The 25,715-nt window shown below is 62.6% G+C and carries 27 protein-coding genes; 14 read left to right on the top strand and 13 right to left on the bottom strand.

Annotation, left to right across the window (positions count from 1 at the left end):
- Nucleotides 1-103 precede the first annotated feature (103 nt).
- The 7 genes from N805_RS21170 to N805_RS21140 all read left to right on the top strand — a co-directional run bounded on the left by N805_RS21170 (nt 104) and on the right by N805_RS21140 (nt 5,782).
- Nucleotides 104-742 (top strand): peroxiredoxin, encoded by a 639-nt coding sequence (locus N805_RS21170; protein ID WP_019472323.1) that lies wholly within the window; start codon nt 104-106, stop codon nt 740-742.
- Nucleotides 743-1,051: 309 nt separating this feature from the next.
- The gene (gene ssuE / locus N805_RS21165) at nt 1,052-1,645 is read left to right on the top strand and encodes an NADPH-dependent FMN reductase (protein WP_019472322.1); all 594 of its coding nucleotides are present in this window, start codon (nt 1,052-1,054) and stop codon (nt 1,643-1,645) included.
- A gap of 86 nt (nt 1,646-1,731) precedes the next feature.
- A complete protein-coding gene (locus N805_RS21160) occupies nt 1,732-2,697 on the top strand; it encodes a sulfonate ABC transporter substrate-binding protein (protein WP_019472321.1) in 966 nt (321 codons plus the stop codon).
- A gap of 59 nt (nt 2,698-2,756) precedes the next feature.
- A complete protein-coding gene (gene ssuD, locus N805_RS21155; RefSeq protein WP_016484400.1) occupies nt 2,757-3,905 on the top strand; it encodes an FMNH2-dependent alkanesulfonate monooxygenase in 1,149 nt (382 codons plus the stop codon).
- A gap of 10 nt (nt 3,906-3,915) precedes the next feature.
- Nucleotides 3,916-4,713 carry an aliphatic sulfonate ABC transporter permease SsuC gene (gene ssuC, locus N805_RS21150; protein ID WP_016484401.1) on the top strand — a complete coding sequence of 266 codons (798 nt, stop codon included), beginning with the start codon at nt 3,916-3,918 and terminating at the stop codon, nt 4,711-4,713.
- A complete protein-coding gene (ssuB, locus tag N805_RS21145; RefSeq protein WP_019472320.1) occupies nt 4,710-5,522 on the top strand; it encodes an aliphatic sulfonates ABC transporter ATP-binding protein in 813 nt (270 codons plus the stop codon). The genes ssuC and ssuB overlap by 4 nt, the downstream gene beginning before the upstream one ends.
- Before the next feature lie 44 nt (nt 5,523-5,566).
- Nucleotides 5,567-5,782, top strand: a complete 216-nt coding sequence (locus N805_RS21140; RefSeq protein ID WP_008095172.1) for a TOBE domain-containing protein — start codon at nt 5,567-5,569, stop codon at nt 5,780-5,782.
- 125 nt (nt 5,783-5,907) lie between these two features.
- On the opposite strand, the gene N805_RS21135 is transcribed toward N805_RS21140, so the two are convergent.
- The 4 genes from N805_RS21135 to N805_RS21120 all read right to left on the bottom strand — a co-directional run bounded on the left by N805_RS21135 (nt 5,908) and on the right by N805_RS21120 (nt 10,978).
- Nucleotides 5,908-6,540, bottom strand: a complete 633-nt coding sequence (locus N805_RS21135) for a TetR/AcrR family transcriptional regulator (RefSeq protein ID WP_019472319.1) — start codon at nt 6,538-6,540, stop codon at nt 5,908-5,910.
- Nucleotides 6,540-8,117, bottom strand: coding sequence for a glutamate--cysteine ligase (gene gshA, locus N805_RS21130; protein WP_026034567.1), 1,578 nt, complete (start codon nt 8,115-8,117; stop codon nt 6,540-6,542). The genes N805_RS21135 and gshA overlap by 1 nt, the downstream gene beginning before the upstream one ends.
- A 153-nt stretch (nt 8,118-8,270) precedes the next feature.
- Complete coding sequence (locus N805_RS21125) at nt 8,271-8,654, bottom strand: PaaI family thioesterase (RefSeq protein WP_012270050.1); 384 nt, start codon at nt 8,652-8,654, stop codon at nt 8,271-8,273.
- Nucleotides 8,654-10,978, bottom strand: coding sequence for a Tex family protein (locus N805_RS21120; protein WP_019472317.1), 2,325 nt, complete (start codon nt 10,976-10,978; stop codon nt 8,654-8,656). The genes N805_RS21125 and N805_RS21120 overlap by 1 nt, the downstream gene beginning before the upstream one ends.
- A 217-nt stretch (nt 10,979-11,195) precedes the next feature.
- Between N805_RS21120 and ompR the strand changes: the two genes are divergently transcribed.
- Nucleotides 11,196-11,936, top strand: a complete 741-nt coding sequence (ompR, locus tag N805_RS21115; protein WP_016484407.1) for a two-component system response regulator OmpR — start codon at nt 11,196-11,198, stop codon at nt 11,934-11,936.
- A 13-nt stretch (nt 11,937-11,949) separates the two neighbouring features.
- Nucleotides 11,950-13,263, top strand: a complete 1,314-nt coding sequence (locus tag N805_RS21110) for an ATP-binding protein (RefSeq protein ID WP_019472316.1) — start codon at nt 11,950-11,952, stop codon at nt 13,261-13,263.
- Nucleotides 13,264-13,387: 124 nt separating this feature from the next.
- On the opposite strand, the gene rimK is transcribed toward N805_RS21110, so the two are convergent.
- Together rimK and N805_RS21100 are read right to left on the bottom strand one after the other, a co-directional pair.
- A complete protein-coding gene (gene rimK, locus N805_RS21105) occupies nt 13,388-14,293 on the bottom strand; it encodes a 30S ribosomal protein S6--L-glutamate ligase (protein WP_012316721.1) in 906 nt (301 codons plus the stop codon).
- Nucleotides 14,290-14,772 carry an ATP-dependent zinc protease gene (locus tag N805_RS21100; RefSeq protein ID WP_026034615.1) on the bottom strand — a complete coding sequence of 161 codons (483 nt, stop codon included), beginning with the start codon at nt 14,770-14,772 and terminating at the stop codon, nt 14,290-14,292. The genes rimK and N805_RS21100 overlap by 4 nt, the downstream gene beginning before the upstream one ends.
- Nucleotides 14,773-14,881: 109 nt before the next feature.
- Here N805_RS21100 and N805_RS21095 point away from each other — a divergent pair, with 109 nt between their 5' ends.
- Nucleotides 14,882-15,283 carry an RNA-binding S4 domain-containing protein gene (locus tag N805_RS21095; protein WP_019472833.1) on the top strand — a complete coding sequence of 134 codons (402 nt, stop codon included), beginning with the start codon at nt 14,882-14,884 and terminating at the stop codon, nt 15,281-15,283.
- A gap of 113 nt (nt 15,284-15,396) precedes the next feature.
- Here the strand turns inward: N805_RS21095 and N805_RS21090 are convergent, their stop codons facing one another.
- Nucleotides 15,397-16,191 (bottom strand): phosphatase PAP2 family protein, encoded by a 795-nt coding sequence (locus N805_RS21090; RefSeq protein ID WP_019472834.1) that lies wholly within the window; start codon nt 16,189-16,191, stop codon nt 15,397-15,399.
- 120 nt (nt 16,192-16,311) lie between these two features.
- Between N805_RS21090 and hslO the strand changes: the two genes are divergently transcribed.
- Both hslO and N805_RS21080 read left to right on the top strand, forming a co-directional pair.
- Nucleotides 16,312-17,211, top strand: a complete 900-nt coding sequence (hslO, locus tag N805_RS21085) for an Hsp33 family molecular chaperone HslO (RefSeq protein ID WP_019472835.1) — start codon at nt 16,312-16,314, stop codon at nt 17,209-17,211.
- A 179-nt stretch (nt 17,212-17,390) separates the two neighbouring features.
- Nucleotides 17,391-18,932: a phosphoenolpyruvate carboxykinase gene (locus N805_RS21080; protein WP_019472836.1), complete on the top strand. Its 1,542-nt coding sequence runs from the start codon at nt 17,391-17,393 to the stop codon at nt 18,930-18,932.
- 58 nt (nt 18,933-18,990) lie between these two features.
- Here N805_RS21080 and N805_RS21075 read toward each other — a convergent pair whose 3' ends face one another.
- Complete coding sequence (locus N805_RS21075; protein ID WP_329959573.1) at nt 18,991-19,242, bottom strand: type II toxin-antitoxin system RelE/ParE family toxin; 252 nt, start codon at nt 19,240-19,242, stop codon at nt 18,991-18,993.
- Between the two features lie 20 nt (nt 19,243-19,262).
- Nucleotides 19,263-19,706, bottom strand: a complete 444-nt coding sequence (locus tag N805_RS21070) for a hypothetical protein (protein WP_019472838.1) — start codon at nt 19,704-19,706, stop codon at nt 19,263-19,265.
- A 125-nt stretch (nt 19,707-19,831) separates the two neighbouring features.
- On the opposite strand from N805_RS21070, the gene N805_RS21065 reads away from it, so the two are divergent.
- Nucleotides 19,832-20,272, top strand: coding sequence for an acyl-CoA thioesterase (locus N805_RS21065; protein ID WP_019472839.1), 441 nt, complete (start codon nt 19,832-19,834; stop codon nt 20,270-20,272).
- A 55-nt stretch (nt 20,273-20,327) separates the two neighbouring features.
- Here the strand turns inward: N805_RS21065 and N805_RS21060 are convergent, their stop codons facing one another.
- The 3 genes from N805_RS21060 to fdhD all read right to left on the bottom strand — a co-directional run bounded on the left by N805_RS21060 (nt 20,328) and on the right by fdhD (nt 24,306).
- Nucleotides 20,328-20,807 (bottom strand): glycine zipper domain-containing protein, encoded by a 480-nt coding sequence (locus tag N805_RS21060; protein WP_016484415.1) that lies wholly within the window; start codon nt 20,805-20,807, stop codon nt 20,328-20,330.
- A gap of 317 nt (nt 20,808-21,124) precedes the next feature.
- Nucleotides 21,125-23,470 (bottom strand): FdhF/YdeP family oxidoreductase, encoded by a 2,346-nt coding sequence (locus N805_RS21055; protein WP_019472840.1) that lies wholly within the window; start codon nt 23,468-23,470, stop codon nt 21,125-21,127.
- A 5-nt stretch (nt 23,471-23,475) separates the two neighbouring features.
- On the bottom strand, nt 23,476-24,306 hold the full coding sequence (fdhD, locus tag N805_RS21050) for a formate dehydrogenase accessory sulfurtransferase FdhD (RefSeq protein WP_019472841.1): 831 nt from the start codon (nt 24,304-24,306) through the stop codon (nt 23,476-23,478).
- 176 nt (nt 24,307-24,482) lie between these two features.
- Between fdhD and lysM the strand changes: the two genes are divergently transcribed.
- Entirely contained in the window at nt 24,483-24,923 is a 441-nt protein-coding gene (lysM, locus tag N805_RS21045) for a peptidoglycan-binding protein LysM (protein ID WP_019472842.1), read from the top strand.
- Between the two features lie 111 nt (nt 24,924-25,034).
- Here lysM and yrfG read toward each other — a convergent pair whose 3' ends face one another.
- Nucleotides 25,035-25,697, bottom strand: coding sequence for a GMP/IMP nucleotidase (gene yrfG / locus N805_RS21040; RefSeq protein ID WP_019474030.1), 663 nt, complete (start codon nt 25,695-25,697; stop codon nt 25,035-25,037).
- Between the last annotated feature and the right edge of the window lie 18 nt (nt 25,698-25,715).

Here is a 25,715-nt window from a genome sequence, read left to right as displayed (position 1 = left end):
AATTTTGGTTATAAATAAATCGTTATTTATTCTTTTTGTTTTTAACCGAATGCAGGCACATTGAACCCATACGGTACAGAACCCAGCCAAGGAGCCGCAGCCCATGAGCCTCAAACTCGGCGATATCGCCCCCGATTTCGAACAGGATTCCAGCGAAGGCAAAATCCGCTTCCACGAGTGGCTCGGCAACAGCTGGGGGGTGTTGTTCTCCCATCCGGCCGACTTCACCCCGGTGTGCACCACCGAGCTGGGCCTGACCGCCAAACTCAAGGACGACTTTGCCAAGCGTGGGGTCAAGGCCATCGCCCTGTCGGTAGACCCGGTCGACTCGCACCACAAGTGGATCGACGACATCAACGAAACCCAGAACACCGTGGTCAACTTCCCGATCATTGCCGACGCCGACCGCAAGGTGTCCGACCTGTACGACCTGATTCATCCGAACGCCAGCGACACCCTGACTGTGCGCTCGCTGTTCGTCATCGACCCGAACAAGAAGGTGCGCCTGACCATCACCTATCCGGCCAGTACCGGGCGCAACTTCAATGAAATTTTGCGGGTGATCGACTCGCTGCAGCTGACCGACAACCACAAGGTCGCCACGCCAGGTAACTGGCAGGACGGCGACGAGGTGGTGATCGTGCCTTCGCTCAAAGATGAGGAAGAGATCAAGCAGCGCTTCCCCAAAGGTTACCGGGCGGTCAAACCCTATCTGCGCCTGACCCCGCAGCCAAACCGTTAATGGATTCCTCGTTGCATTGCTCTTAGCCAAGCAGGGATTTTCGGGCCGTTTCGACGGCCCTTTTTTATGCCTGCAGGTTTTGCTTGAAGCTTGGGGCTGCTGTGCAGCCCATCGCGACACAAGGCCGCTCCTACAGGAGATCGCGGTCCCTTTGTAGGAGCGGCCTTGTGTCGCGATGGGCCGCAAAGCGGCCCCAAGATAGCAAAACCGTAAAGTACTTTATGGAATAACCAAATGAAAAAATATGATTTCTAGATATATATAGCAGCTGTTAATGTCACCTCCAACAGAACACAAGGAAGCGCTGCAATGCTGGTCGTCTCAATCGGTGGTAGCCCAAGTCCTCGTTCACGCTCCGGCGTGCTGCTTGAGCGTTCGCGCCAGTGGCTGCAGGACCGTGGCGTCGAGGTGGTGACGTTCCAGGTACGTGACTTCCCCGCCGAAGACCTGCTGCATGCCCGTTTCGACAGCCCGCATGTGCAGCACTTCCAGCAGCTGGTAGCCCAGGCCGATGGCCTGATCGTTTCCACCCCGGTGTACAAGGCTTCGTTTGCCGGTGCCCTTAAAACTTTGCTCGACCTGCTGCCCGAACGCGCCCTGGCCCACAAGATCGTGTTGCCAATCGCCACCGGCGGCAGCATCGCCCACATGCTGGCGGTGGATTACGCATTAAAGCCGGTGCTGTCGGCACTCAAGGCGCAAGAGACCCTGCAAGGGATCTTCGCCGACGACAGCCAGGTGGCATACGCAGAAGGCACAAAGCCCGCGCAGTTGGTACAAGCGCTGGAAGAACGCCTGCACGACTCACTGGAAACCTTCCACGTTGCCCTGGCCCGTCGGCCACGCCCCGTGGCCCCCGGCGTGTTGAACGAACGCCTGATCAGTGCTCGCTGGAGCATCTGAACGGCACTACCCCGCTTCACCACCTTACTCGCCCGACAACGAGGCAAGCAGGTGCAACCCGAACCTCATTCGCACAGGAGAGCGCCATGCGCACAGTCTTCTTGCGTCGCGGTCTGGTCGCCCTGTTTGCGGCGGCTGTGTCCTTCGGCGCCATTACCCAAGCCCAGGCCGAAAGCCTGCGTATCGGTTACCAGAAATACGGCACCCTGGTGCTGCTTAAAGCCAAAGGCACGCTGGAGAAGCGCCTGGCCGAGCAGGGCGTGCAGGTGCAATGGACCGAATTCCCCGGCGGCCCGCAGCTGCTTGAAGGGCTGAACGTCGGCTCCATCGACTTTGGTGTTACCGGCGAAACCCCGCCGGTATTTGCCCAGGCCGCCGGCGCCGATCTGCTCTATGTGGCCTACGAGCCGCCAGCGCCGCACAGCGAAGCGATCCTGGTGCCGAAGGGTTCGTCGATCCAGTCGGTCAAGGAACTCAAAGGCAAGAAAGTCGCCCTCAACAAAGGCTCCAACGTGCACTACCTGCTGGTCCGCGCCCTGGAAGACGCCGGCCTCAAGTACAGCGATATCCAGCCGGTGTACCTGCCCCCTGCCGATGCCCGCGCCGCTTTCGAGCGTGGCAGCGTCGATGCCTGGGTGATCTGGGACCCGTACCAGGCCGCTGCGGAAAAACAATTGCAGGCTCGTACCCTGCGTGACGGCAAGGGCCTGGTCGACAACCACCAGTTCTACCTGGCCACCCGCAACTACGCGACCCAGCACCCGGCGGTGATCAACACCCTGATCGAAGAAGTGCGCGCCGTGGGCGAGTGGTCCCAGGCCAACCCGCAGGAAGTGACCGATCAGGTCGCACCGCTGCTCGGCCTGCCCGCAGACATCACCCTGACCTCGGTCAAGCGCCAAGGCTACGGTGCTGCGCCGCTGACCCCAGAGGTAGTGGCCGCGCAACAGAAGATTGCCGATGCCTTCCAGGCGCTCAAGCTGATACCCAAGCCACTGAGCATCAAGGACGTGATCTGGACACCCCCGGCCAAGGTCGCTAGCGCGCCTTGATTGATTCGCCTGTGCCGGGGCGCCGCCCTGGCTGAGCCACCCTTGAGGAGACAACTCCAATGAGCCTTAACATTTTCTGGTTCCTCCCGACCCACGGTGACGGCAAGTACCTGGGCACTTCCGACGGCGCGCGTGCGGTCGACCACGGTTACCTGCAGCAGATCGCGCAGGCCGCCGACCGCCTTGGTTTTGGTGGGGTGCTGATCCCGACCGGGCGCTCCTGCGAGGACTCCTGGCTGGTGGCAGCGTCGCTGATCCCTGTGACCCAGCACCTGAAATTCCTGGTGGCCCTGCGCCCAGGCATCATTTCGCCGACGGTGGCTGCACGCCAGGCGGCAACCTTGGACCGCCTGTCCAATGGCCGTGCGCTGTTCAACCTGGTGACCGGTGGCGACCCGGACGAACTGGCCGGTGATGGCCTGCACCTGAACCATCAAGAACGGTACGAAGCCTCGGTCGAGTTCACCCGTATCTGGCGCAAGGTGCTGGAAGGCGAAAACGTCGATTACGACGGCAAGCACATCCAGGTTAAGGGCGCCAAGCTGCTCTACCCGCCGATTCAACAACCACGCCCACCGCTGTATTTCGGCGGTTCGTCCGAGGCCGCTCAGGACCTGGCTGCCGAACAGGTCGAGTTGTACCTCACTTGGGGCGAGCCGCCGTCAGCCGTTGCCGAGAAAATCGCCCAGGTGCGCGAAAAAGCGGCCGCTCAAGGCCGTGAAGTACGCTTCGGTATCCGCCTGCACGTGATCGTGCGGGAAACCAACGAAGAAGCCTGGGCCGCCGCCGACCGCCTGATCTCGCACCTGGACGATGACACCATCGCCCGTGCCCAGGCCTCGCTGGCGCGCTTTGACTCGGTGGGCCAGCAGCGCATGGCTGCCCTGCACGGCGGCAACCGCGACAACCTGGAAGTCAGCCCCAACCTGTGGGCAGGCGTTGGCCTGGTACGTGGCGGCGCCGGTACCGCGCTGGTGGGCGATGGCCCAACCGTGGCGGCGCGGGTGAAGGAATATGCCGACCTGGGGATCGATACCTTCATCTTCTCGGGTTATCCACACCTGGAAGAGTCGTATCGGGTTGCCGAATTGCTCTTCCCGCACCTTGATGTACAGCGCCCGGAGCAACCGAAAACCGGTGGCTACGTAAGCCCGTTCGGCGAGATGGTGGCCAACGACATCCTGCCCAAGTCCGTGTCGCAGAGCTGAGGGCCGGGCCATGAGTCGTGCAACTTCCTCCACCCTGACCCAGCGCCTGGCGCCGTGGGCGCTGCCGGTGCTGCTGTTGGCAGTCTGGCAACTGGCGGTCAGCGCTGGCTGGCTGTCGACGCGCATCCTCCCGGCACCCAGCGCAGTGGTTAGCGCCGGTGTCGAGCTGGTGCGCAGCGGCGACATCTGGACCCACCTGGCCATCAGTGGCTGGCGTGCCGGGCTGGGCTTCGCCATCGGCGGCAGCATCGGCCTGGTACTGGGCTTCATCACTGGCTTGTCGAACTGGGGCGAACGCCTGCTCGACAGCTCGGTGCAGATGATCCGTAACGTGCCGCACCTGGCGCTGATCCCGCTGGTGATCCTGTGGTTCGGTATCGACGAGTCGGCAAAGATCTTTTTGGTCGCGCTGGGCACGCTGTTCCCGATCTACCTGAACACCTATCACGGCATCCGTAACGTCGACCCTGCGCTGGTAGAAATGGCGCGCAGCTACGGTTTGTCTGGCTTCGGCCTGTTCCGCCAGGTGATCCTGCCGGGGGCGTTGCCTTCGATCCTGGTAGGCGTGCGCTTCGCCCTGGGCTTCATGTGGCTGACCCTCATCGTTGCCGAAACCATTTCGGCCAACGCCGGCATCGGTTACCTGGCAATGAATGCGCGTGAATTCCTGCAGACCGACGTGGTGGTACTGGCCATCGTCCTGTATGCCGTGCTCGGCAAACTCGCCGACCTCGCCGCCCGCGGCCTGGAGCGTGTGTGGCTGCGCTGGCACCCGGCCTATCAAGTGGCCAAGAAGGAGGGCGCATGACCGTGCTCAAGGAACAGCCGCCACGCCTGCTGCGTGGCATCCCGCTGGCCTCCAACGGCCTGCGCAAGACCTTTGGCCAGCGCGAAGTGTTGAAGGGCATCGACCTGCACATTCCGGCCGGCCAGTTCGTTGCCATCGTCGGCCGCAGCGGCTGCGGCAAAAGCACCCTGCTGCGGCTGCTGGCCGGGCTCGACCAGCCTACTGCCGGGCAGTTGCTGGCCGGTGCTGCGCCGCTGGAAGAGGCCCGTGAAGAAACCCGCCTGATGTTCCAGGACGCACGCCTGCTGCCGTGGAAGAAGGTGATCGACAACGTTGGCCTGGGCCTGTCGGGTGATTGGCGCCCACGTGCGCTGGAAGCGCTGGATGCGGTTGGCCTGGCCGACCGCGCCAATGAATGGCCGGCAGCCCTCTCGGGTGGCCAGAAGCAGCGTGTGGCCTTGGCCCGCGCCTTGATTCACCAGCCACGCCTGCTGCTGCTGGATGAGCCGCTGGGTGCGCTGGATGCATTGACCCGTATCGAGATGCAGCAACTGATCGAACGCCTGTGGCGTCAGCACGGCTTCACTGTGCTGCTGGTCACCCACGATGTCAGCGAGGCGGTTGCCGTGGCTGACCGGGTGATCCTGATCGAGGACGGCGAAGTCGGGCTTGACCTTACGGTCGACCTGGCACGGCCCAGGGCGCGTGGTTCGCACCGCCTGGCCGCGCTGGAAAGCGAAGTGCTCAACCGTGTTCTGTCGGCCCCTGGCACTGCGCCCGAGCCGGATCCTGTAGCCCCTCTGCCCACGCAACTGCGTTGGGCGCACTGAACCACTCACTTACCTGACTGAAGCCATAGAGAAGGAATGACATCATGACCATCAAAGCCATCAACGTCCGCAACCAGTTCAAAGGCACCGTGAAAGAAATCCTCGAAGGCCCGGTACTGTCGGAAATCGACGTGCAGACCGCCTCGGGTATCGTCACTTCGGTCATCACCACCCGCTCGGTAAAAGAGCTGGAGCTGCAGGTTGGCAGCGAAGTGATTGCCTTCGTGAAGTCGACTGAAGTGTCTATCGCCAAGCTGTGATGCTGCTCGATATTGGGGCTGCTTCGCAGCCCTATCGCGACACAAGGCCGCTCCTACATGGGAATGCGATCTCCTGTAGGAGCGGCCTTGTGCCGCGAATGGGCCGCAACGCGGCCCCAATAACTTCAGCTGGAACGCTTGGCCAGAAACGGCGGCAGGTACAACCCCAGATACGCCTCGAACACCCGCTTGCCTTCTTCGGCCATGCGCGGGGTGATTGCCTCGTGCAGCTGCACCGACCGCGCATACACCCGGTCACTCAGCTCCATGGCCAGGGCAAACACATCCACATCCAGCGGCATCACCGGCAGGTGAAAATGCTGGTCGAACAACTTGTGCATCAAGTCGCCCAGTTCCATGTCGTGCTGCCGATCGGCCTGCACCACCTCGCTCAGGCCATGCTGCGCCAGAATCAGCTGCCGCGCCGCCGCATCCTCGTTATAGATATCAAGCATGCGTTCTTCGATCAGGCGTGACAGTTCGTGCCAGGTGCTGAACGCGCTGCTGTCGATCGGTGCGCTCAGGGCTTCGCGAAACGCCCGGTGCACATCGGCCGTCAGCGCTTCCAGCAAGGCCGGCACGCTGGCGAAAAAGTGATACACCGACGACGGTGGAATCTGCGCCCGCTCGGCCACGCTGTAGATGGAAAGTGCCGCCACCCCTTGTTCTGCCAGCAGCTCACGCGCAGCCGCCAAAATCGCCTCGATCCTGGCCTGGCTGCTGGCGCGCGGCTTGCGCGGGGTGGCGGTGCGGTTCATCAGTTGCTGATTGCCAGGATGCTGGCCTGGTAGGCGCCGACGAACAGGTCGAAGTCGCCGACTTCGTCTTGCTCCAACTCGGACTGCTTGGCCAGCGATTCGCGGGCCAGCGTTTCGAATGCCTGCTGTTTTTCGTGGCTTAGGGGTTGCTCGCGGAACGTTTCGGCGTGGACACGGCTCTGGCGCAGCGAGAACTGGACGAAGCTTTCGTCATGCTCGGTCATGCGTGCCAGCACCTGGGCCGACGGGGTCAGCGAGGTGTCGTCGACCTTGGCCTGCTGGGCATCCAGGGCCTTGGCGTGCTCATCAGAGCCTTGCGCCTGGTCGAGCAGGTTGGCCAATTGGCGGATACGCTCGATCAGTTCGCCGGCCCAGTCTTTCAGGCTGATCGGCTGGCCATTGCGGTGCAGCTCCAGGCCCGGGCGTCGACCTTCCTTGACCACGGTCAGGAAGTTGTCGGTGCACTGGCCGCACTCGCCGTTGTCCAGCTGCGGGCTGTCTTCCAGGGCGCAGAACAGCAGGAACGCGTCCAGGAAGCGCGCCTCGGTCAGGTCGATACCTACCGGCAGGAACGGGTTGATGTCCAGGCAACGCACTTCCACATACTGCACGCCACGCGAGGTCAGGGCCTGGATCGGCCGCTCGCCGGTGTAGGTGACGCGCTTGGGGCGGATGTTGGAGTAGTACTCGTTCTCGATCTGCAGGATGTTGGTGTTCAGCTGTACCCATTCGCCGTCCACGTGCGTACCGACTTCAACATAAGGCGGGTAGGGCGTGCCCACGGCCTTGCGCAGGCTGTCGGTGTAGCTGGCCAGGTTGTTGTAGCAAGGCGTAAGGCCGGCCTGGGCGTTGCTCTGGTAGCCCAGGTCGCTCATGCGCAGGCTGGTGGCGTAGGGCAGGAACAGGGTTTCGGCGTCCAGCTCTTCGAGCTGGTGCGGGCGGCCACGCAGGAAGCCTTTGTCCAGCGCCGGCGACGCACCGAACAGGTACATCAGCAGCCAGCTGTAGCGGCGGAAGTTGCGGATCAGCGCGATGTAGGCCGACGACTGGTAGTCGCGGTTGTCTTGCGTGCTGCCTTCGGCTTCGCGCAGCAGCGGCCACAGGGCTTCGGGCAGCGAGAAGTTGTAATGGATACCGGCAATGCACTGCATGGTGCGGCCGTAGCGCAGGGCCAGGCCCTTGCGGTAGACGTGCTTGAGCTTGCCGATGTTCGAGCTGCCGTACTCGGCGATCGGGATGTCCTCCTCGGCCGGCAGCGTGCACGGCATCGACGGGCTCCACAGGTATTCTTCGCCCAGCTTGGTGTAGACGAAACGGTGGGTCTCTTCGAGGCTTTCGAGCACCTTGGCCGGGTCGGCCAGCGCTGGGGTGATGAACTCCAGCAACGACTCGGAATAATCGGTGGTGATCTGCTCGTTGGTAAGCGCCGATCCCAGTGCTTCCGGGTGCGGGGTCTGGGCCAGGCGACCTTCGTCGGTCACGCGCAGGCATTCGCGCTCAATGCCGTGCAGGCACTGCTTGAGCAGGGGGAGATTTGCGCCGAGCAGGCTCAGGCGGCGGTTGAGGAGTTCGCTCAAGATGTATTCCTTCACGCGTCAGTCGCCCCAATATGGGGGTAGAGATAACGGTCTACAAGGGTAGGAAGAAAGGAACTGGCGTTGTCGCCTGGTTTACGCGGTTCCAGCAGTGCCAGCGCACTGCTGAAAATACCGCAGATACGGCTTGGTGAGCTAGAGAACCGCGAAGGTTCCTTGCGCTTTTGCCACCAGCTTGTCGCCCTGGACTACATCGGCGTCGACCACCAGGGTGCGCCGCCCGGCGTGCAGCACACGGGCGGTGCACAGCACTTCGCCGTCGCTGACGGCGCGCATGTAGTTGATTTTGCACTCGATGGTGACGCTTTGCTGGTCAAAGCCATGGCTGGCCGAGCAGGCCAGGCCCATGGCGATGTCCACCAGGCTGAAGATTGCCCCGCCGTGCAGTTTCTGGCCACGGTTGCGCAAGTGCGGCTCGAGGGCCAGGGCCACCTCGGCAACACCTGTGTCCAGGCGTTGCAGGCGGCAGCCCAGCAGCTGGCTGAAGGCGCTTTCGACGTATTCGCGGGGTACGTCCATCACTTCTTCTTCAACTGCTTGGCGTTGGCGAACAGCGAGGCCATGGCGTTGTTGGCCGGCGCGGCAGTGGCGGTTTCACGCGGGCGTTGGGCCTGCTGCTGGCGGTTGCCGCCATTGCCACGGTTACCACCGCGGTTGCCCTCGACCTTTTCGCCCGGGGTGTCGCCCATGCGCATGGATAGCCCGACGCGCTTGCGCGGGATGTCCACTTCCATGACCTTGACCTTGACCACGTCGCCGGCCTTGACCGCTTCACGCGGGTCTTTGATGAACTTCTCCGACAGCGCCGAGATGTGCACCAGGCCGTCCTGGTGCACGCCGATGTCGACGAAGGCGCCAAAGTTGGTGACGTTGGTCACCACGCCTTCCAGGATCATGCCGGGCTCGAGGTCCTTGAGGTCTTCGACGCCGTCCTGGAAGGTGGCGGTCTTGAACTCGGGGCGTGGGTCGCGTCCAGGCTTGTCCAGCTCTTGCAGGATGTCGGTGACGGTCGGCAGGCCGAAGGACTCGTCGGTGAACTTCTTCGGGTCCAGGCGCTTGAGGAAGCTGCTGTCGCCGATCAGCGAGCGGATGTCGCGGTCGGTGCCGGCGGCGATACGCTGCACCAGCGGGTAGGCCTCCGGGTGTACTGCGGAGGCGTCCAGCGGGTTGTCGCCGTTCATCACACGCAGGAAGCCGGCGGCTTGTTCGAAGGTTTTTTCACCCAGGCGGCTGACCTTTTTCAGTGCTGCACGGGTGGCGAACGGGCCGTTGGCATCGCGATGGGCGACGATGTTCTGTGCCAGCGTGGCGTTGAGGCCGGAGATACGGGTCAGCAGTGCCACCGAGGCGGTGTTCACGTCCACACCCACGGCGTTCACGCAGTCCTCGACCACGGCGTCCAGGCCACGCGCCAGTTTCAGCTGGGACACGTCGTGCTGGTACTGGCCGACACCGATGGATTTCGGGTCGATCTTCACCAGCTCGGCCAGCGGGTCTTGCAGGCGGCGGGCAATCGAAACGGCACCGCGGATCGACACGTCCAGGTCCGGGAACTCGCGGGCGGCCAGTTCCGATGCCGAGTACACCGACGCACCGGCCTCGGAGACCATGATCTTGGTAATTTTCAGCGCTGGGTATTTTTTGACCAGCTCTGCCACCAGCTTGTCGCTTTCGCGGCTGGCGGTGCCGTTGCCGATGGCGATCAGCTCCACCGAGTGCTTGGCGCACAGTGCAGCCATGATGGAAATGGTGCGGTCCCAGTCATTCTTTGGCGCGTGCGGGTAGACCGTTGTGTAGTCCAGCAGCTTGCCAGTGGCATCGACCACGGCGATCTTGCAACCGGTGCGCAGGCCCGGGTCAAAACCCAGGGTAGCGCGTGGGCCGGCCGGGGCGGCCAGCAGCAGGTCGTGCAGGTTGTGGGCGAACACGTTGATCGCCTCGCCTTCGGCGTTGTCGCGCAGTTCGCCGAACAGGTCGGTTTCCAGGTGGGTGTACAGCTTGACCTTCCAGGTCCAGCGCACCACCTCGCCCAGCCATTTGTCGGCTGGGCGGCTGCGGTTTTCAACGCCGACGTGGTTGCCGATCATCACTTCGCACGGGTGCAGGGTGCCAGGCAGTTCTTCGCCCACTTTCAGCGAGGCGCTCAGCACGCCTTCGTTGCGCCCGCGGAAGATCGCCAGGGCACGGTGCGACGGGGCGTTGCGCAGCAGTTCGTCGTGGGCGAAGTAGTCGCGGAACTTGGCGCCTTCTTCTTCCTTGCCAGCCACCACCCGGGCACTGAGCACGGCTTCCTGCTTGAGGAAGCTGCGCAGCTTGTCGAGCAGGGCGGCGTCCTCGGCAAAGCGCTCCATGAGGATGTACTTTGCGCCTTCCAGCGCGGCCTTGACGTCGGCCACGCCTTTTTCGGCGTTGACGAAGCGTGCGGCTTCGCTTTCCGGGGCCAGGGTGGGGTCGTTGAACAGGCCGTCGGCCAGCTCGCCCAGGCCGGCTTCCAGGGCGATCTGGCCCTTGGTGCGGCGCTTCTGCTTGTACGGCAGGTACAGGTCTTCAAGGCGGGTCTTGGTGTCGGCCAGCTTGATTTCGCGGGCCAGTTCCGGGGTCAGCTTGCCCTGTTCCTCGATGCTGGCCAGGATGCTGGCGCGACGGTCGTCGAGTTCGCGCAGGTAGCGCAGGCGCTCTTCCAGATGGCGCAGCTGGGTGTCGTCCAGGCTGCCGGTCACTTCCTTGCGGTACCGGGCGATGAAGGGCACGGTCGAGCCTTCGTCCAACAGGCCCACGGCCGCCTCGACCTGCTGGGGGCGTACGCCCAGTTCCTCGGCGATACGGCTGTTGATGCTGTCCATGAAAACCACCTGACATTTGTGAATACGGGGGTCGCCTGTGGGCTTTTCGCCCGGCGGCGCTGGATGAAAGCCGCGCATTATACCCATCGCAAACGGCTTGCGGTGATGGCGCCCAGCCAGCTGGAACTGGCGCCGGGGGAAAAATCTGCTAACAATGCTCACGCAACGTGCAGCAATGGCTACGCCATAATGCGCGGCGATATCAGAGGAGTTATTCATGACCGGCACTGCAAACACCGCTGAAGGTGACAAGATTCTCATCGTCGACGACGATCCGGGGCTTAGCAGCCTGCTGGAACGTTTCTTCACCAGCAAGGGCTACCGTGCCCGCGCGGTGCCCAACACCGAGCAGATGGACCGCCTGCTGCAGCGTGAGGTGTTCAACCTGGTGGTACTCGACCTGATGCTGCCGGGTGAGGATGGCTTGTCCGCATGCAAGCGCCTGCGCCAGCAGAACAACCAGATTCCGATCATCATGCTGACCGCCAAGGGCGACGAGCTGAGCCGTATCAAGGGCCTGGAACTGGGCGCTGACGACTACCTGGGCAAGCCGTTCAACCCGGACGAGCTGATGGCGCGCGTCAAGGCTGTGCTGCGCCGCCAGGCGCCTGCCGTGCCGGGTGCGCCGGGCAGCGAGGACGAATCGGTCACCTTTGGCGACTACGAGCTGTCGCTGGCCACCCGCGAACTCAAGCGTGGCGACGAAGTGCACATGCTCACCACCGGTGAGTTTGCCGTGCTCAAGGCCCTGGTGATGCACGCCCGCGAGCCGCTGACCCGCGACAAGCTGATGAACCTGGCCCGTGGCCGCGAGTGGGATGCACTGGAGCGCTCCATCGACGTGCAGATCTCGCGCCTGCGCCGCATGATCGAGCCGGACCCGTCCAAGCCGCGTTACATCCAGACCGTCTGGGGCGTGGGCTACGTGTTCGTGCCAGACGGAAACGCAGGTAAATGATGCTGCGTCGTCCATGAAAACACCGCTCTGGTTTCCGCAGAGTTTCTTCGCCCGCACCCTGTGGCTGGTGTTGATCGTCGTCCTGTTCAGCAAGGCTTTGACCCTGGTCTACCTGCTGATGAACGAGGACGTGCTGGTCGACCGTCAGTACAGCCACGGTGTGGCGCTGACCTTGCGTGCCTATTGGGCTGCCGACGAAGAAAACCGCGACAGCATTGCCGAGGCGGCGGGCCTTATCCGCGTGACCGGCTCGGGTGTGCCTGAGGGCGAGCAGCACTGGCCTTACAGCGAAATCTACCAACGGCAGATGCAGGCGGAGCTGGGCGAAGACACCGAAGTGCGGCTTCGTATTCATGCGCCACCGGCGTTGTGGGTCAATGCGCCAAGCCTGGGCCCCGGCTGGCTGAAAGTGCCGCTGTACCCGCACCCGCTGCGTGGGCAGAAGATCTGGAACGTGCTGGGTTGGTTCCTGGCCATCGGCCTGTTGTCCACCGCCTCGGCCTGGATCTTCGTGCGCCAGTTGAACCAGCCGCTCAAGCGCCTGGTGTTTGCCGCGCGTCAGCTGGGCCAGGGGCGCAGCGTGCGCCTGCCGATCAGCGATACACCCAGCGAGATGACCGAGGTGTACAAGGCCTTCAACCAGATGGCCGAAGATGTCGAGCAAGCCGGGCGCGAGCGCGAGCTGATGCTGGCCGGGGTTTCCCACGACCTGCGCACACCGTTGACGCGCCTGCGCCTGTCGTTGTCATTGCTAGACAGCGACAGCGACTTGAGTGACGACATGGTCCGCGATATCGAGGACATGGATGCGATCCTCGATCAGTTCCTGGCCTTTATCCGCGATGGCCGTGACGAGCCGTTGGAAGAGGTCGACCTGGCTGACCTGGTGCGTGAAGTGGTGGCGCCGTACAACCAGCCGAAAGAACGTGTGCGCCTGTGCCTGGAGCCAATTCCACCGTTCCCGCTGCGCCGCGTTTCGCTCAAGCGCATGTTGGGCAACCTGATCGGCAACGCCCTGCACCATGCTGGCAAGGGGGTCGAAGTGGCTGCCTATGTGTCGGGTGACGAGAGCGCACCGTACGTGGTGCTGAGCGTGCTGGACCGTGGCACCGGGATCGACGAATCGGAGCTGGAGACCATCTTCAACCCGTTCATTCGTGGGGATCGGGCGCGGGGCGGCAAGGGCACCGGGCTGGGGCTGGCGATCGTCAAGCGGATCGCGGCCCAGCATGGCGGCAATGTGGAGCTGCGTAACCGGTCTGGCGGGGGGATCGAGGCGCGGGTGCGGTTGCCGTTGGGGCTTTTGCTGCCGCGTAATGCTGTATGAATCTGGTTGACCGCACCGGCCCTATCGCCGGCAAGCCAGCTCCCACAGGTAATCTACAAGCCTGGAGGTTGTGGTAATCCTGTGGGAGCTGGCTTGCCGGCGATAGGGCCGGTACAGGCTTGAATCAGCCCTTGCCTTTGGTCCGGGTCTGATTCGGCCCGCCGTTCTTCTCAAGGTGCTCGATGATCATCCCGGCCACGTTCTTGCCGGTGGTCACCTCGATCCCCTCCAGCCCCGGCGACGAGTTCACCTCCATCACCAATGGCCCATGGTTGGACCGCAGGATATCCACACCCGCCACGCTCAGCCCCATCACCTTGGCCGCCCGGATCGCGGTAATGCGCTCTTCAGGGGTGATCTTGATCAGGCTGGCGACGCCGCCCCGGTGCAGGTTGGAGCGGAACTCGCCCGGCTTGGCCTGACGCTTCATCGAGGCAATCACCTTGTCTCCCACCACGAAGCAGCGAATGTCCGCCCCGCCAGCCTCCTTGATGTACTCCTGAACCATGATGTTCTGCTTGAGGCCCATGAACGCCTCGATCACCGACTCGGCAGCCTGGGTGGTTTCGCACAGCACCACGCCGATGCCCTGTGTGCCTTCCAGCACTTTGATCACCAGCGGGGCGCCATTGACCATCTGGATCAGGTCGGGGATGTCATCGGGTGAGTGGGCGAAGCCGGTAATGGGCAGGCCGATACCGCGCCGCGACAGCAACTGCAGCGAGCGCAGTTTGTCACGCGAGCGGGCAATGGCCACCGATTCGTTGAGCGGGTACACGCCCATCATTTCGAACTGGCGCAGCACCGCGCAGCCGTAAAAGGTGACCGAAGCCCCGATGCGCGGGATCACTGCATCGAAGCCTTCCAGCGGCTTGCCGCGGTAGTGGATCTGCGGCTTGTGGCTGGCAATGTTCATGTAGGCCCGCAGGGTATCGATCACCACCATTTCGTGGCCACGCTGGGTACCGGCTTCGACCAGGCGGCGGGTGGAATACAGACGCGGATTGCGCGACAGCACAGCGATCTTCATGCAGCACCTGTGACAGGGGAAAGGGTGGCCGGGAAGGCCGGTTTATCTTGTACATACTTCAAGCCGGGGTTCACTACCAGTTGGCCCTGGATCAAGGCCTTGGAACCGAGCAGCAGGCGGTAGCGCATGCTCTTGCGGCAGGCCAGGGTGAATTCCACCTCCCACACACCATCGCCCAGCGCCAGTGACGTGCGGATGACATAACGGGTCTGGGCGTGGCCGTTGGAGCTCTTGATGGTTTTCATGGTGACCAGCGGTGCCTCGCAGCGGCGGTGACGCAACTGCACCACCGACCCCAGGTGCGCAGTGAAGCGGACCCAGGGCTGGCCGTCGCGCTCGAACGGTTCCACCTCGGTAGCGTGCAGGCTGGAGGTGCTGGCGCCGGTGTCGATCTTGGCGCGCAGCCCGGCGACGCCAAGGTCGGGCAGGGCGATCCACTCACGCAGGCCGATCACTTTCAAATGGTCAAATGTCTTCACGAAGCGCACCCTGCGAATGAGGTGGTGAACTGTAAGCACGGCGGGGATTTTTTGCATCCGCTCGTTACGGTAGTACAGTTCGATGAAAGACAGAATCCGAGGTAACGGGATGGCACAAAAAGCCGAAGATGACGACAAGGTTCGCCTGGACAAGTGGCTATGGGCGGCGCGCTTCTACAAGACGCGGGCGCTGGCCAAGGCGGCGATCGAGAGCGGCAAGGTGCATTGCCGGGGCGAGCGTTGCAAGCCGGGTAAGGAGCCACGGGTGGGCGACGAATTTGTGCTGCGCACCGGGTTCGATGAACGCACTGTGGTGGTGAAGGCGTTGTCGGTTGTGCGGCGCGGGGCGCCAGAAGCGCAGACGCTGTACGAGGAAACCGAAGAAAGTGTGCGCCGCCGGGAGCAGGCGGCCGAAATGCGTAAGGCCGGGGCCATGGGCGTGACCACCGATGGCCGGCCAACCAAGAAGCAGCGGCGGCAGATTCACCAGTTGCATGGGAGCTTTGAATAGCCGGGGCCGCTTTGCGGCCCATCGCCGGCAAGCCAGCTCCCACAGAGCCTTGTGGGAGCGGCCTTCCCGGGGCGCCGGACCGGTCGGATGGGCTGCGCAGCAGCCTCAGCGGTCTAGCGGAGCACGGCCATCCGCCCGACAAGCGGTAACCTGGCCAGCAGGTTGAACAACGGCGCCGTCCAGCGCATCAACGCCTCACTGCCCTTGGCTGCCAGCGGCGTGTAGTAGCTCCAGCCTAACGCCAGCACCGCCATCAGCAACCCGCCAATGTAGTCATCCTGCCCCCAGTGGGCACCCGCCACCAGGCGCGGCAGCATGAACAGCACCGCCAGCCCCCAGACCACCAGGTACTGCACCAGGCGGCGGCTGAACACGCTCATGAACAGCGCCCAGATCAGCAGCACCGAGGCGTGATCCCCCGGGAAACTCTTGCTGGAACGGTCCTTGAGCTCCCAGGCGGCCTCCAGGTTCGGGTAGTAGTCACTCAGGTGCACCACGTCGTCGAACATCATCGACGGGCTCTTGTGCTGCCAGCCGGCTGCATCCACCCACTTGGAAAACAGCGCGCGAATCACCACTAAGAGGAGTAGCGTGACCAGAAAGCCGAAAAACGCCTGACGAACCTGAGCTGCCTTGAACACCCAGTCACCACGGATGAGCACTGCCAGCAGAATCAGGCCGACGACGATGTCGAACGGGCGTAGGCTGCCGACAGTCCAGATGTAGCGCCAGGTGGTGTTTTCGGCTAGCGGCGCATTCAGGCTGTGGAACAGCCACTCGTCGAAAGTCAGGCACAGGATCTGGCCAAATGGCCATAACCAGAAACACAGTAGAGCGACGGGAAGCAGCGTACAGGCTGCCAATGGCCCCCAGGACCACCTTGCTTGGAACAGTGGTCGATTGTCCATAAAATACCTCTATTGCAAACAGGAATCGGAGCGCCTTGTGAGCGCTCTGTCACGGGTTCTCGCAGGTTTTCGACAACCCTTGTAACCATTTTGTCATCATTTTTTAGATAGCCGAAACCTATGAGCGAATTGCCTGATACCGATTTCACCCAACGTTTCATCTTCGACGAGCGCGACGTGCGCGGCGAGTGGGTGTCTCTCGATGACAGCTACGCCGCAGTGTTGGCGCGTCATGAGTACCCTCAGCCGGTCCAGGCGTTGCTCGGCGAGCTGATGGCCGCCACCGCCTTGCTGGTGGGCGCGATGAAGTTCGATGGCTTGCTGATTTTGCAGGCGCGTTCGGCTGGGCCTATTCCGCTGCTGATGGTGGAGTGTTCCGGCGACCGCGAAATCCGCGGCATGGCCCGCTACGAAGCGGACCAGATCCCGGCAGGTGCCACACTTTCGCAGCTGATGCCCGACGGCCATTTGACCCTGACCATCGACCCGGTCAAGGGCCAGCGCTACCAGGGTACCGTCGACCTCGATGGCGCCAACCTGTCGGAATGCTTCACCAACTACTTCATTCAGTCCCAGCAGCTGAACACGCGTTTCTGGCTCAACGCCGAAAACGGCAAGGCCCGTGGCCTGCTGCTGCAGCAGCTGCCGCGTGATCGCCAGCCGGATGATGAAGAGCGTGAGGACAGCTGGCAGCACGTGGTTGCTCTGGCCAAGACCCTCAAGCCGCAAGAGTGGGCTGAAAACAACGAAACGCTACTGCACCGCCTGTATCACGAGGATGCCGTGCGGCTGTTCGACATCCAGCCGTTGCGCTTCAATTGCAGCTGTTCGCGCGAGCGTTCCGGCAATGCACTGGTCAGCCTGGGCGAACACGACGCCAAGGCGTTGGTGGAAGAATGCGGCGGCCAGGTGGAGATCGATTGCCAGTTCTGCAACGAGCGCTATTTCTTCGATGCCAGCGATGTGGCGCAATTGTTTGCAGGTGGCGGTACTGACGTGGCCTCAGAAACTCGCCACTGAAACGTTTAATCACAGGACAATCTCCCGTCGAATTGCGCAAAAGCGCAGTTCTGACAGGAGGGGCCTACTTTTTTTGGGCGTTTCTGGCATAATCCGGCCACTTTTTTCGCTGTAGTAGTTTTTTCAAGACAACTACAAAACGTTTGGAGCACTCGGCCTCGGGCCGGATGGGGTATCTCATGACGCAAGCCAACAACACCGTGTACACCGACCTGAGCGTCGATGAGCTGGTAAAAGAAGCGCTGCAACGCGGTGAAGGCGTACTAGCCGATACTGGCGCACTGGTCGTAGAGACTGGTCACCGTACTGGCCGTTCGCCGGCTGACCGTTTCATCGTCGAAGAACCTTCCACCCAGGACGCCATTTCCTGGGGCCCGATCAACCGCAAGTTCCCGGCCGACAAGTTCGATGCCCTGTGGGACCGCGTCGAGGCGTTCAACAACGCCCAGGATCACTTCGTTTCCTACGTTCACGTAGGTGCGGCCGCTGAACACTACCTGCCGGTGAAGATGACAACCCAGACTGCCTGGCAGAACCTGTTTGGCCGTTGCCTGTTCATCAACCCGGAGCAGTTCAACCCGGCTGGCCGCGATCAGTGGCAGGTGCTCAACGTTGCCAACTTCGTGTGCGAGCCTGAGCGTGACGGCACCAACTCCGACGGTTGCGTGATCATCAACTTCGCTGCCAAGAAAGTGCTGATCGCAGGCATGCGTTACGCCGGCGAAATGAAGAAAGCCATGTTCTCGGTGCAGAACTTCCTGCTGCCGGCTGCCGACGTACTGCCAATGCACTGCGCGGCCAACATCGGCGAAGAAGGCGATGTGACCCTGTTCTTCGGCCTGTCCGGCACCGGCAAGACCACCCTGTCGGCCGACGAAAGCCGTTACCTGATCGGTGACGACGAGCACGGCTGGGGCGAAGGCGTTGTCTTCAACATGGAAGGCGGCTGCTACGCCAAGTGCATCGACCTGTCCGAGAAGAACGAGCCGGTCATCTGGAAAGCCATCAAGCACGGCGCAGTGCTGGAAAACGTCGTTCTCGACGCCAACAAGCACGCCGACTACACCGATGTCAGCCTGACCCAGAACAGCCGTGCAGCCTACCCGCTGGAGCACGTTGCCAAGCGTTCCGAAGCGAACCTGGGCGGCGAGCCTAACGCGGTCATCTTCCTGACCTGCGACCTGACCGGTGTTCTGCCTCCAGTTTCGATCCTGAACAACGAGCAGGCGGCCTACCACTTCCTGTCCGGTTACACCGCGCTGGTTGGTTCTACCGAAATGGGTTCGGGCGGCGGCATCAAGTCGACCTTCTCCACCTGCTTCGGCGCACCATTCTTCCCGCGCCCGGCTGGCGAGTACGCCGAGCTGCTGATCAAGCGTATCAACGGCTTCAACTCCAAGGTCTACCTGGTCAACACCGGCTGGACCGGCGGTGGCTATGGCGTTGGCAAGCGCTTCAGCATCCCGACCACCCGTGCGGTGATCGCTGCGATCCAGAGCGGCGCGCTGGTCGGTGCCGAAACCGAGCACCTGGACATCATCAACCTGGACGTACCAAAAGTCGTCCCGGGCGTTGAAACCGAGCTGCTCAACCCGCGCACCAACTGGGCTGACAAAGCTGCCTACGACGAGGCCGCCAAAGGCCTGGCCAAGCTGTTCATCGAAAACTTCAAGAAGTTCGACGTTTCCGACGCCATCAAGGCCGCTGGCCCGCAGCTGTAAGCTGAGCCAGCCGTAACAAGAAAGCCGCCCCCAGGGGCGGCTTTTTTGTATCTGGTGTTCAAGGCCATTGCTGTCGGGCGTGCAGAATGCGGATGATCTCGACACGGTTATCTACGATGCGGTAGATCATCACATAATTGGGCCTGACTACGATTTCCCTGGTTCCTGGGTATCTGCCCACCTTGTAGAGAACCGGATTCAGTGCTGCGCGCCTGGCTTTGTCCCCGAAGGTTTCGTCCAGCTCGATTGCCGCTGCAGGATTGTCCTGAGCGATATGGTCCATGATGCGCATGCGGTCTTTGAGCGCCATTTGGCGCCACATAAGCCGCATCAACGTATCTTGGCAGCCAGGGTGGCACGACGAGCAGCAAACAGTAGTTCGGCCTCCTCATCATCCATCACTGGCGCTGTGTCATCCAGGCTCGCTATTACCTGCTCGTGGAACCACGCCTCATAGGCAGCTGCTTCATGGGCCCGCTTCAACGCCTGGGCGCGGTCAGGCCGTTGATAAGTAGTCATCTGCCCAGGATCGAAAGTGGATGCGTCGACCACGAAATGGTCGATTCCCAGATCCAGCAGGTAAGTCACCAGAGTCTCAAGTTTCTTGAAAAGCCTGACGTTGCCGCTGCGCTGGGCGGTAAGCACATGTTCCTGATGGTTGATGTCTACCTGAACCGCCCAGCCCCCTGGGTGACCTACGATATGCGTAGCGTTGATACGGCCTGATTCCGCCATGCGGCTCAGGTTGGCATGGTCGAGATGATGAGTTGGCATGGGTGTATTTCTCGGCTTCATCGGGACTGACCATGCTATGCAATCTATAGTTGATTGCGACTATAGGCCTTCCGAACTTGTTGTGGGAAGCTTCCTGATCGATTGCAACCAACTGTGGATAACTCATGACCGAATCCCCTCAGCGCACTGCCTTCTCCCACTTCCACCCCATCCTCACTCGCCCTTCGGACAACGACGTCAACGGCCATATCGCCGGTGCTACCGTGCATGGCTTTTTCGAAACGGCTATCCAGGCCTTCCTTGTCGAACAGGCCGAGGTGGACCTGCGTGACGGCGAGCTGGCGGCATTCGTAGTCAGTTCGGCGGCGGATTTCTACGCGCTGCCGGGCTTCCCCGACGTACTCGAAGTGGGCTTGGGGGTGACGCGCCTGGCGGGTAGCACGGTGGAGTACCGCCTGGCGCTGTTCCGCCCGGGCGAGCCGGAGGCGTGTGCGGCAGGTACGGTGGTGCAGGTGTTCATCGAACGGGCCAGTGGTCGTCCTGTGGTGTTGCCTGAGCCGCTGCAAATGATCCTGTCTGGCCTGGTACTGGAACAGCAGGCATAAAAAAGCCCCGCCGAAAGGGGCGGGGCTTTTGTTGCCAGGGCAGGGCCCTCAGGCATCAGTCGCGCCAGTGGCGCTTGTGCTTGCGGTGGCCGTAGTGGCGACCGCGATCGTAGTGGCGACGGTCGTCGTAGCCGCGACGGTAGCGGCGGTCGTCATGGCGCTCGTCTTCGTCGGCCTTGTTGCCCATGTAGTTACCCAGCGCACCACCGGCGCCACCGCCGGCTGCTGCGCCAATGTAGCTACCGGTGGTGCCGCCCACCGAGCGACCGACCACGTTACCGCCAGCTGCGCCCAGCGCGCCGCCGATAGCGGCCTCACCACGCTGGCGCTTGTCGGCGCCCAGGGCACCGCCGGCCGCGCCGCCCAGGCCTGCGCCAATGGCACCGCCCGTGCTACCACCGATGGAGTTGCCCACTACGGAGCCAAGTACCCCACCCAATGCGCCGCCAATGCCGGCCTCGGTATTGCCGCCTGCCATGGCAACGCCGCTGAGCAAGCTGAAAGACAACAACAAAATCGAGGAGTACTTCTTCATCAAGAGAGCCTCATAGGGATGACGAGGCGAATTTGAGGCTAAGCGGCGTGGCTGGCAACGGAAATCCGACGAGTAACACGAGTTGTACACAATTCGCTAAGTTACTGTATTTGTTGTGAAACTTTATCGATTTTCGGCTGTCTGAGACCTTTATGACAAAGCCCTGAACCGCCATGGAACAGGGCTTTTTTGCTTTTTGGCGCTGGCGCTTCTGGCCTCTTCGCGGGCTTGCCCGCTCCCACAGGTACCTCACCGGGCTTGAAGAGGGTGGAGAACCTCTGGGAGCGGGCAAGCCCGCGAAGAGGCCAACTCAATGCCTAAAGGATGCGCCCGTTGTCCTGCGCCCGCTCCAGCTTGATGGCAATGAACTTCGATGTCGGCGTATGGCTGCCGTCGCCAATGCTCTCCAGCGGCACCAGCGGGTTCACCTCGGGGTAGTACGCCGCTGCCTGCCCGGCCGGGATGTCGAAGGCCAGCAGGGTGAAGCCCTGTACCCGGCGCACATGCTCATCCCCCCACAGCGACACGATGTCGACCTTCTGCCCCGGCTGGAAGCCCAGGCGGATGATGTCGGCTTCGTTGGCGAACAGCACTTCGCGCTGGCCGCGCACGCCGCGGTAGCGGTCGTCCAGGCCGTAGATGGTGGTGTTGTACTGATCGTGCGAGCGCATCGACTGCATGATCAGATCGGGCAGCTGGCCACTGGCGCGCACGCGCTCATCGAGCAACGAATCCGGCAGCAGGTTGGCCTTGAAGTTGGCGCGACCGGTGCTGGTCTTCCATTCGCGGCTGCCCGCGCTGTTACCCAGGTAGAAGCCGCCTGGGTGTTGCAGGCGCTGGTTGAAACCGCTGAAGCCGGCGATGGTATCGCCGATCAGGTCGCGGATGCGGTCGTAGTCGGCCACCAGCCAGTGCCAGTCCACCGGTTGCTTGCCCAGGGTAGCGGCGGCGATGCCGGCAACCACTGCCGGTTCTGAGCGCATCTGCGTCGACAGCGGTTTCAGCTGGCCGTTGGAGGCGTGCACCATGCTGAACGAATCTTCCACCGTCACCGCTTGTGGCCCGTCGGCCTGCAGGTCGATGTCGGTGCGGCCCAGGCACGGCAGGATCAGTGCCTGCTTGCCGTGCACCAGGTGGCTGCGGTTGAGCTTGGTGCTGATTTGTACGGTCAGCTCGCAGTTGCGCAGTGCCTGTGCGGTCCGCTCGGTATCCGGCGTGGCCTGTGCAAAGTTGCCGCCCAAGCCGATGAATACCTTGGCCCGGCCATCGAGCATGGCGTGAATCGCTTCGACGGTGTTGTGGCCGTTGTGCCGGGGCACGGGGAAGCCAAAACGCTTTTCGAGGGCATCCAGCAGGGCCACCGGCGGGCGCTCGTTGATACCCATGGTGCGGTCGCCCTGCACGTTGCTGTGGCCACGCACCGGGCACAGGCCGGCGCCGGGTGCGCCGATGTTGCCGCGCAACATTTGCAGGTTGACGATTTCCTGGATGGTCGGCACCGAATGGCGGTGCTGGGTGATGCCCATCGCCCAGCACATGATCACCCGCTTGCCACGGCAGTACATGCGCGCGGCCAGCTCGATGTCGGCCAGCGTCAGGCCGGACTGCGCCTGGATGTGCTCCCACGGCGTGGCATCCACCACTGCCAGGTAGTCGTCGACGCCATGGCCATGTTCGGCAATGAAAGCATGGTCGAACACGGCCGGTTCGCCTTTGGCCTGGGCTTCGCGTTCCCATTGCAGGACAAACTTGGCCATGCCGCGCAGCATCGCCATGTCGCCGCCCAGCGCCGGGCGGAAGAACGCGGTGTTGGTCGGCCGGTCACTGTTGGTCAGCATCTCCAGCGGGTTTTGCGGGTGCTGGAAGCGCTCCAGGCCACGTTCCTTGAGGGGGTTTACGCACACCACCTGGGCACCACGCTTCACCGCATCACGTAACGGGTCGAGCATGCGTGGGTGGTTGGTGCCGGGGTTCTGGCCCCAGACAAAAATGGCGTCGGCATGCTCGAAGTCGTCGAAGGTGACGGTGCCCTTGCCGACGCCAACGCTTTGCCCCAAAGCCACGCCACTGGCCTCATGGCACATGTTCGAGCAGTCGGGGAAGTTGTTGGTGCCGTAGGCGCGCACAAACAACTGGTACAGGTACGCCGCTTCGTTGCTGGCGCGCCCCGAGGTATAGAACTCGGCCTGGTCAGGGTCGGCCAGCTTGTTCAGCTCGCGGGCGATCAGGGCGAAGGCGGCATCCCAGCTGATCGGCAGGTAACGGTCGCTGGGCGTGTCGTAGACCATCGGTTCGGTCAGGCGCCCTTGGTACTCCAGCCAGTAGTCGCTCTGCTGCAGCAGCGAGGTGACGCTGTAACGGGCGAAGAAGGCAGCATCGACGCGGCGCTTGGTCGCTTCCCAGTTCACCGCCTTGGCGCCGTTCTCGCAGAACTTGACCATGCCGCTTTCCGGCGAATCGCCCCAAGCGCAGCCCGGGCAATCGAAGCCGCCGTTCTGGTTGGTCTTGAGCAGGGCGCGAATGTTCTTCAGCGCGTTGTCGCTGCCGACCCAGGCCTTGGCCACGCTGCGCAACGCGCCCCAGCCACCGGCCGGGCCGTGGTAGGGCTTGTAGCGAGGGGTAGAGGCTGGGGCGTTGTCCGGGAGGTGCTGGTAGGAGGTCACGGGTATTACGACTCCGCCGCCGGGCTGTAGACCCGCGGTGCGCTGTGCTTGGGCAGATGGATGAGGTTGAGGTTGTGCTTGCGTGCCCATTGCAGGGCAAGGCCGGTGGGCGCCGACAGGCTGACCAGGGTCTGGATGCCGGCACGCAATACTTTCTGGATCAGCTCCAGGCTGCAGCGGCTGGTGACGATGGCCAGGCCACCCTGGCTGTCGATGCCTTGGCGCAGCAGGGCGCCGATCAGCTTGTCGAGGGCGTTGTGCCGGCCAATGTCTTCGCGGCCGAGCAGCAACTCGCCATGGCGGTCCATGAACAGTGCGGCATGCACAGCCCCGCAATGCTGACCCAGCGGCTGGAAGGCATCGATGCGTTCGCGCAGGCCGACCAGCCATTCGGCCGGGGGCAGGGGTGCACCCGGCAGCACGGCCAGGTCCGGCAGCGCCTGCTCCAGGGCTTCGACCCCACACAGGCCGCAGCCACTGGTGCCGGCCAATTGGCGGCGCTGGTTTTTCAGGTTCCAGAACGCCCGGCTGGAAATTTCCAGGTCGGCGTACATCGCCGAACCACTGCCGGAGAGCTTCAGGTCGTAGATTTCTGCGGTGCCTTCGACAATGCCGCTGCCCACACTGAAGCCGACGGCGAAGTCGTCCAGGTCGGTGGGGCTGACCAGCATCACTGCCTGGTTGAGGCCGTTGTAGACAATGGCCAGGGCCACTTCTTCGGCCAGCGGGGTGCTGTCGCGTCTGGCGTCGCTGAGCTGGACGTAATCGTAGGTATTGCTGGCGGCGGGCATGGACAAGGGCGATGAGGCCGCGCAGACCGGAGGTTTGCTGTTCATCGGGGTGTTGAATACCGGCGGCTTTCTGATAGCACAAGCCTAGGCTTGCGGGCCGGCCGCGTCTAATCGCTAGGGTCTATGCCTTGATAGACCGCGTCGATTGGTCGCACTGGGGCAGGAGTGGAAAAGCTGGCCTAGACTCCTGTGTCCGAGGTTTCGTCAACAAGGAGAGCGCAATGAGCCTGTTCAGTTTCGTGAAGGAAGCCGGCGAGAAGTTGATCGACCTGCTCACCCCCGGTAACGCCAATGCCGAAGAGCAACTGAAGAAACACGTGGAAAGTGTCGGCCTGGGCAACCCGAACATCACCGCCACTGTAGAGGGAGACACGATCACCCTCAAGGGTGAAGTGGCCAGCCAGGAGGAGAAGGAAAAGATCATTCTTGCAGCCGGCAACATCAATGGTGTGGCCAGCGTGGATGACCAGATCACCGTGACCGGGCCAGTGGTGAAGGCGGCAAGGTTCGTCACTGTGAAAAAGGGCGACACGCTGTCGGCCATCTCTGTGGTGGTTTATGGCAATGCCAACCAGTACAACAAGATCTTCGAGGCCAACAAGCCGATGCTGTCGCACCCGGACAAGATCTACCCGGGGCAGGTGCTGCGTATTCCTGACTGATCTCTGAAACCTGTACCGGCCTCTTCGCGGGTGAACCCGCTCCCACAGGTTGAGCGCCCTCTCACGGCTGGCGCAGTACCTGTGGGAGCGGGTTCACCCGCGAAGAGGGCCTCATAGGCCTACCAGTAATTCCCGGTAATCCTCGACCGCCGCAAATTCTTCAGTGTCCCGCGGCCCTGCCTGGCTATCCGGCTGGCGCACCGCCAGCAAGTGCCCCACACCAAACCGCCGCGCGCTGCGCAGAATCGCCAGCGTGTCATCAATGAACAGGCTGCGCCCTGGCTCAAAGCCAATATCTGCCTGCAAGGCATCCCAGAACTGCGGGCTTTCCTTGGGGTAGCCATAATCGTGCGAGCTGATCAGCCGTTCGAAATAAGGCGCCAGTTCCACCCGTTCCAGCTTCAGCGACAGCGAGTCGCGGTGAGCATTGGTGATCATCACCACGCGTTTGCCCGCCTTGCGGATTGCCGCCAGGAAGGTATCGGCGTCTGGACGCAGGGCGATCAGGTCGGCGATTTCCTGCTTCAGCTCACGGATCGGCAGGCGCAACTCGCGGCTCCAGAAGTCCAGGCAATACCAGTTCAGCGTGCCGGCATTGCGCTCGAACAGTGGCTGCAGCTCCATTTGCGCCATGGCCAGGCTCACCCCGTGCAGCTCGGCATAGCGCTGGGGCAGGTGCTCCAGCCAGAAGCGGTTGTCGTAATGCAGGTCGAGCAGGGTGCCGTCCATGTCCAGCAGGACGGTATCGATGGCAGACCAGGGAATAACAGGCATGGGAAACTCTCGATCAGT

The sequence above is a fragment of the Pseudomonas putida S13.1.2 genome (assembly GCF_000498395.2).
Classification (GTDB): domain Bacteria; phylum Pseudomonadota; class Gammaproteobacteria; order Pseudomonadales; family Pseudomonadaceae; genus Aquipseudomonas; species Aquipseudomonas putida_Q.
This window is presented reverse-complemented; position numbering and strand designations above follow the sequence as displayed.

Excerpts from the sequence above, each read along its gene's own strand:
- N805_RS21170 (WP_019472323.1), top strand. The coding sequence starts at position 104 with ATGAGCCTCAAACTCGGCGATATCGCCCCCGATTTCGAACAGGATTCC.
- ssuE (WP_019472322.1), top strand. The coding sequence starts at position 1,052 with ATGCTGGTCGTCTCAATCGGTGGTAGCCCAAGTCCTCGTTCACGCTCC.
- N805_RS21160 (WP_019472321.1), top strand. The coding sequence starts at position 1,732 with ATGCGCACAGTCTTCTTGCGTCGCGGTCTGGTCGCCCTGTTTGCGGCG.
- ssuD (WP_016484400.1), top strand. The coding sequence starts at position 2,757 with ATGAGCCTTAACATTTTCTGGTTCCTCCCGACCCACGGTGACGGCAAG.
- ssuC (WP_016484401.1), top strand. The coding sequence starts at position 3,916 with ATGAGTCGTGCAACTTCCTCCACCCTGACCCAGCGCCTGGCGCCGTGG.
- ssuB (WP_019472320.1), top strand. The coding sequence starts at position 4,710 with ATGACCGTGCTCAAGGAACAGCCGCCACGCCTGCTGCGTGGCATCCCG.
- N805_RS21140 (WP_008095172.1), top strand. The coding sequence starts at position 5,567 with ATGACCATCAAAGCCATCAACGTCCGCAACCAGTTCAAAGGCACCGTG.
- N805_RS21135 (WP_019472319.1), bottom strand. The coding sequence starts at position 6,540 with ATGAACCGCACCGCCACCCCGCGCAAGCCGCGCGCCAGCAGCCAGGCC.
- N805_RS21125 (WP_012270050.1), bottom strand. The coding sequence starts at position 8,654 with ATGGACGTACCCCGCGAATACGTCGAAAGCGCCTTCAGCCAGCTGCTG.
- N805_RS21120 (WP_019472317.1), bottom strand. The coding sequence starts at position 10,978 with ATGGACAGCATCAACAGCCGTATCGCCGAGGAACTGGGCGTACGCCCC.
- ompR (WP_016484407.1), top strand. The coding sequence starts at position 11,196 with ATGACCGGCACTGCAAACACCGCTGAAGGTGACAAGATTCTCATCGTC.
- N805_RS21110 (WP_019472316.1), top strand. The coding sequence starts at position 11,950 with ATGAAAACACCGCTCTGGTTTCCGCAGAGTTTCTTCGCCCGCACCCTG.
- rimK (WP_012316721.1), bottom strand. The coding sequence starts at position 14,293 with ATGAAGATCGCTGTGCTGTCGCGCAATCCGCGTCTGTATTCCACCCGC.
- N805_RS21095 (WP_019472833.1), top strand. The coding sequence starts at position 14,882 with ATGGCACAAAAAGCCGAAGATGACGACAAGGTTCGCCTGGACAAGTGG.
- N805_RS21090 (WP_019472834.1), bottom strand. The coding sequence starts at position 16,191 with ATGGACAATCGACCACTGTTCCAAGCAAGGTGGTCCTGGGGGCCATTG.
- hslO (WP_019472835.1), top strand. The coding sequence starts at position 16,312 with ATGAGCGAATTGCCTGATACCGATTTCACCCAACGTTTCATCTTCGAC.
- N805_RS21080 (WP_019472836.1), top strand. The coding sequence starts at position 17,391 with ATGACGCAAGCCAACAACACCGTGTACACCGACCTGAGCGTCGATGAG.
- N805_RS21075 (WP_329959573.1), bottom strand. The coding sequence starts at position 19,242 with ATGGCGCTCAAAGACCGCATGCGCATCATGGACCATATCGCTCAGGAC.
- N805_RS21070 (WP_019472838.1), bottom strand. The coding sequence starts at position 19,706 with ATGCCAACTCATCATCTCGACCATGCCAACCTGAGCCGCATGGCGGAA.
- N805_RS21065 (WP_019472839.1), top strand. The coding sequence starts at position 19,832 with ATGACCGAATCCCCTCAGCGCACTGCCTTCTCCCACTTCCACCCCATC.
- N805_RS21060 (WP_016484415.1), bottom strand. The coding sequence starts at position 20,807 with ATGAAGAAGTACTCCTCGATTTTGTTGTTGTCTTTCAGCTTGCTCAGC.
- fdhD (WP_019472841.1), bottom strand. The coding sequence starts at position 24,306 with ATGAACAGCAAACCTCCGGTCTGCGCGGCCTCATCGCCCTTGTCCATG.
- lysM (WP_019472842.1), top strand. The coding sequence starts at position 24,483 with ATGAGCCTGTTCAGTTTCGTGAAGGAAGCCGGCGAGAAGTTGATCGAC.
- yrfG (WP_019474030.1), bottom strand. The coding sequence starts at position 25,697 with ATGCCTGTTATTCCCTGGTCTGCCATCGATACCGTCCTGCTGGACATG.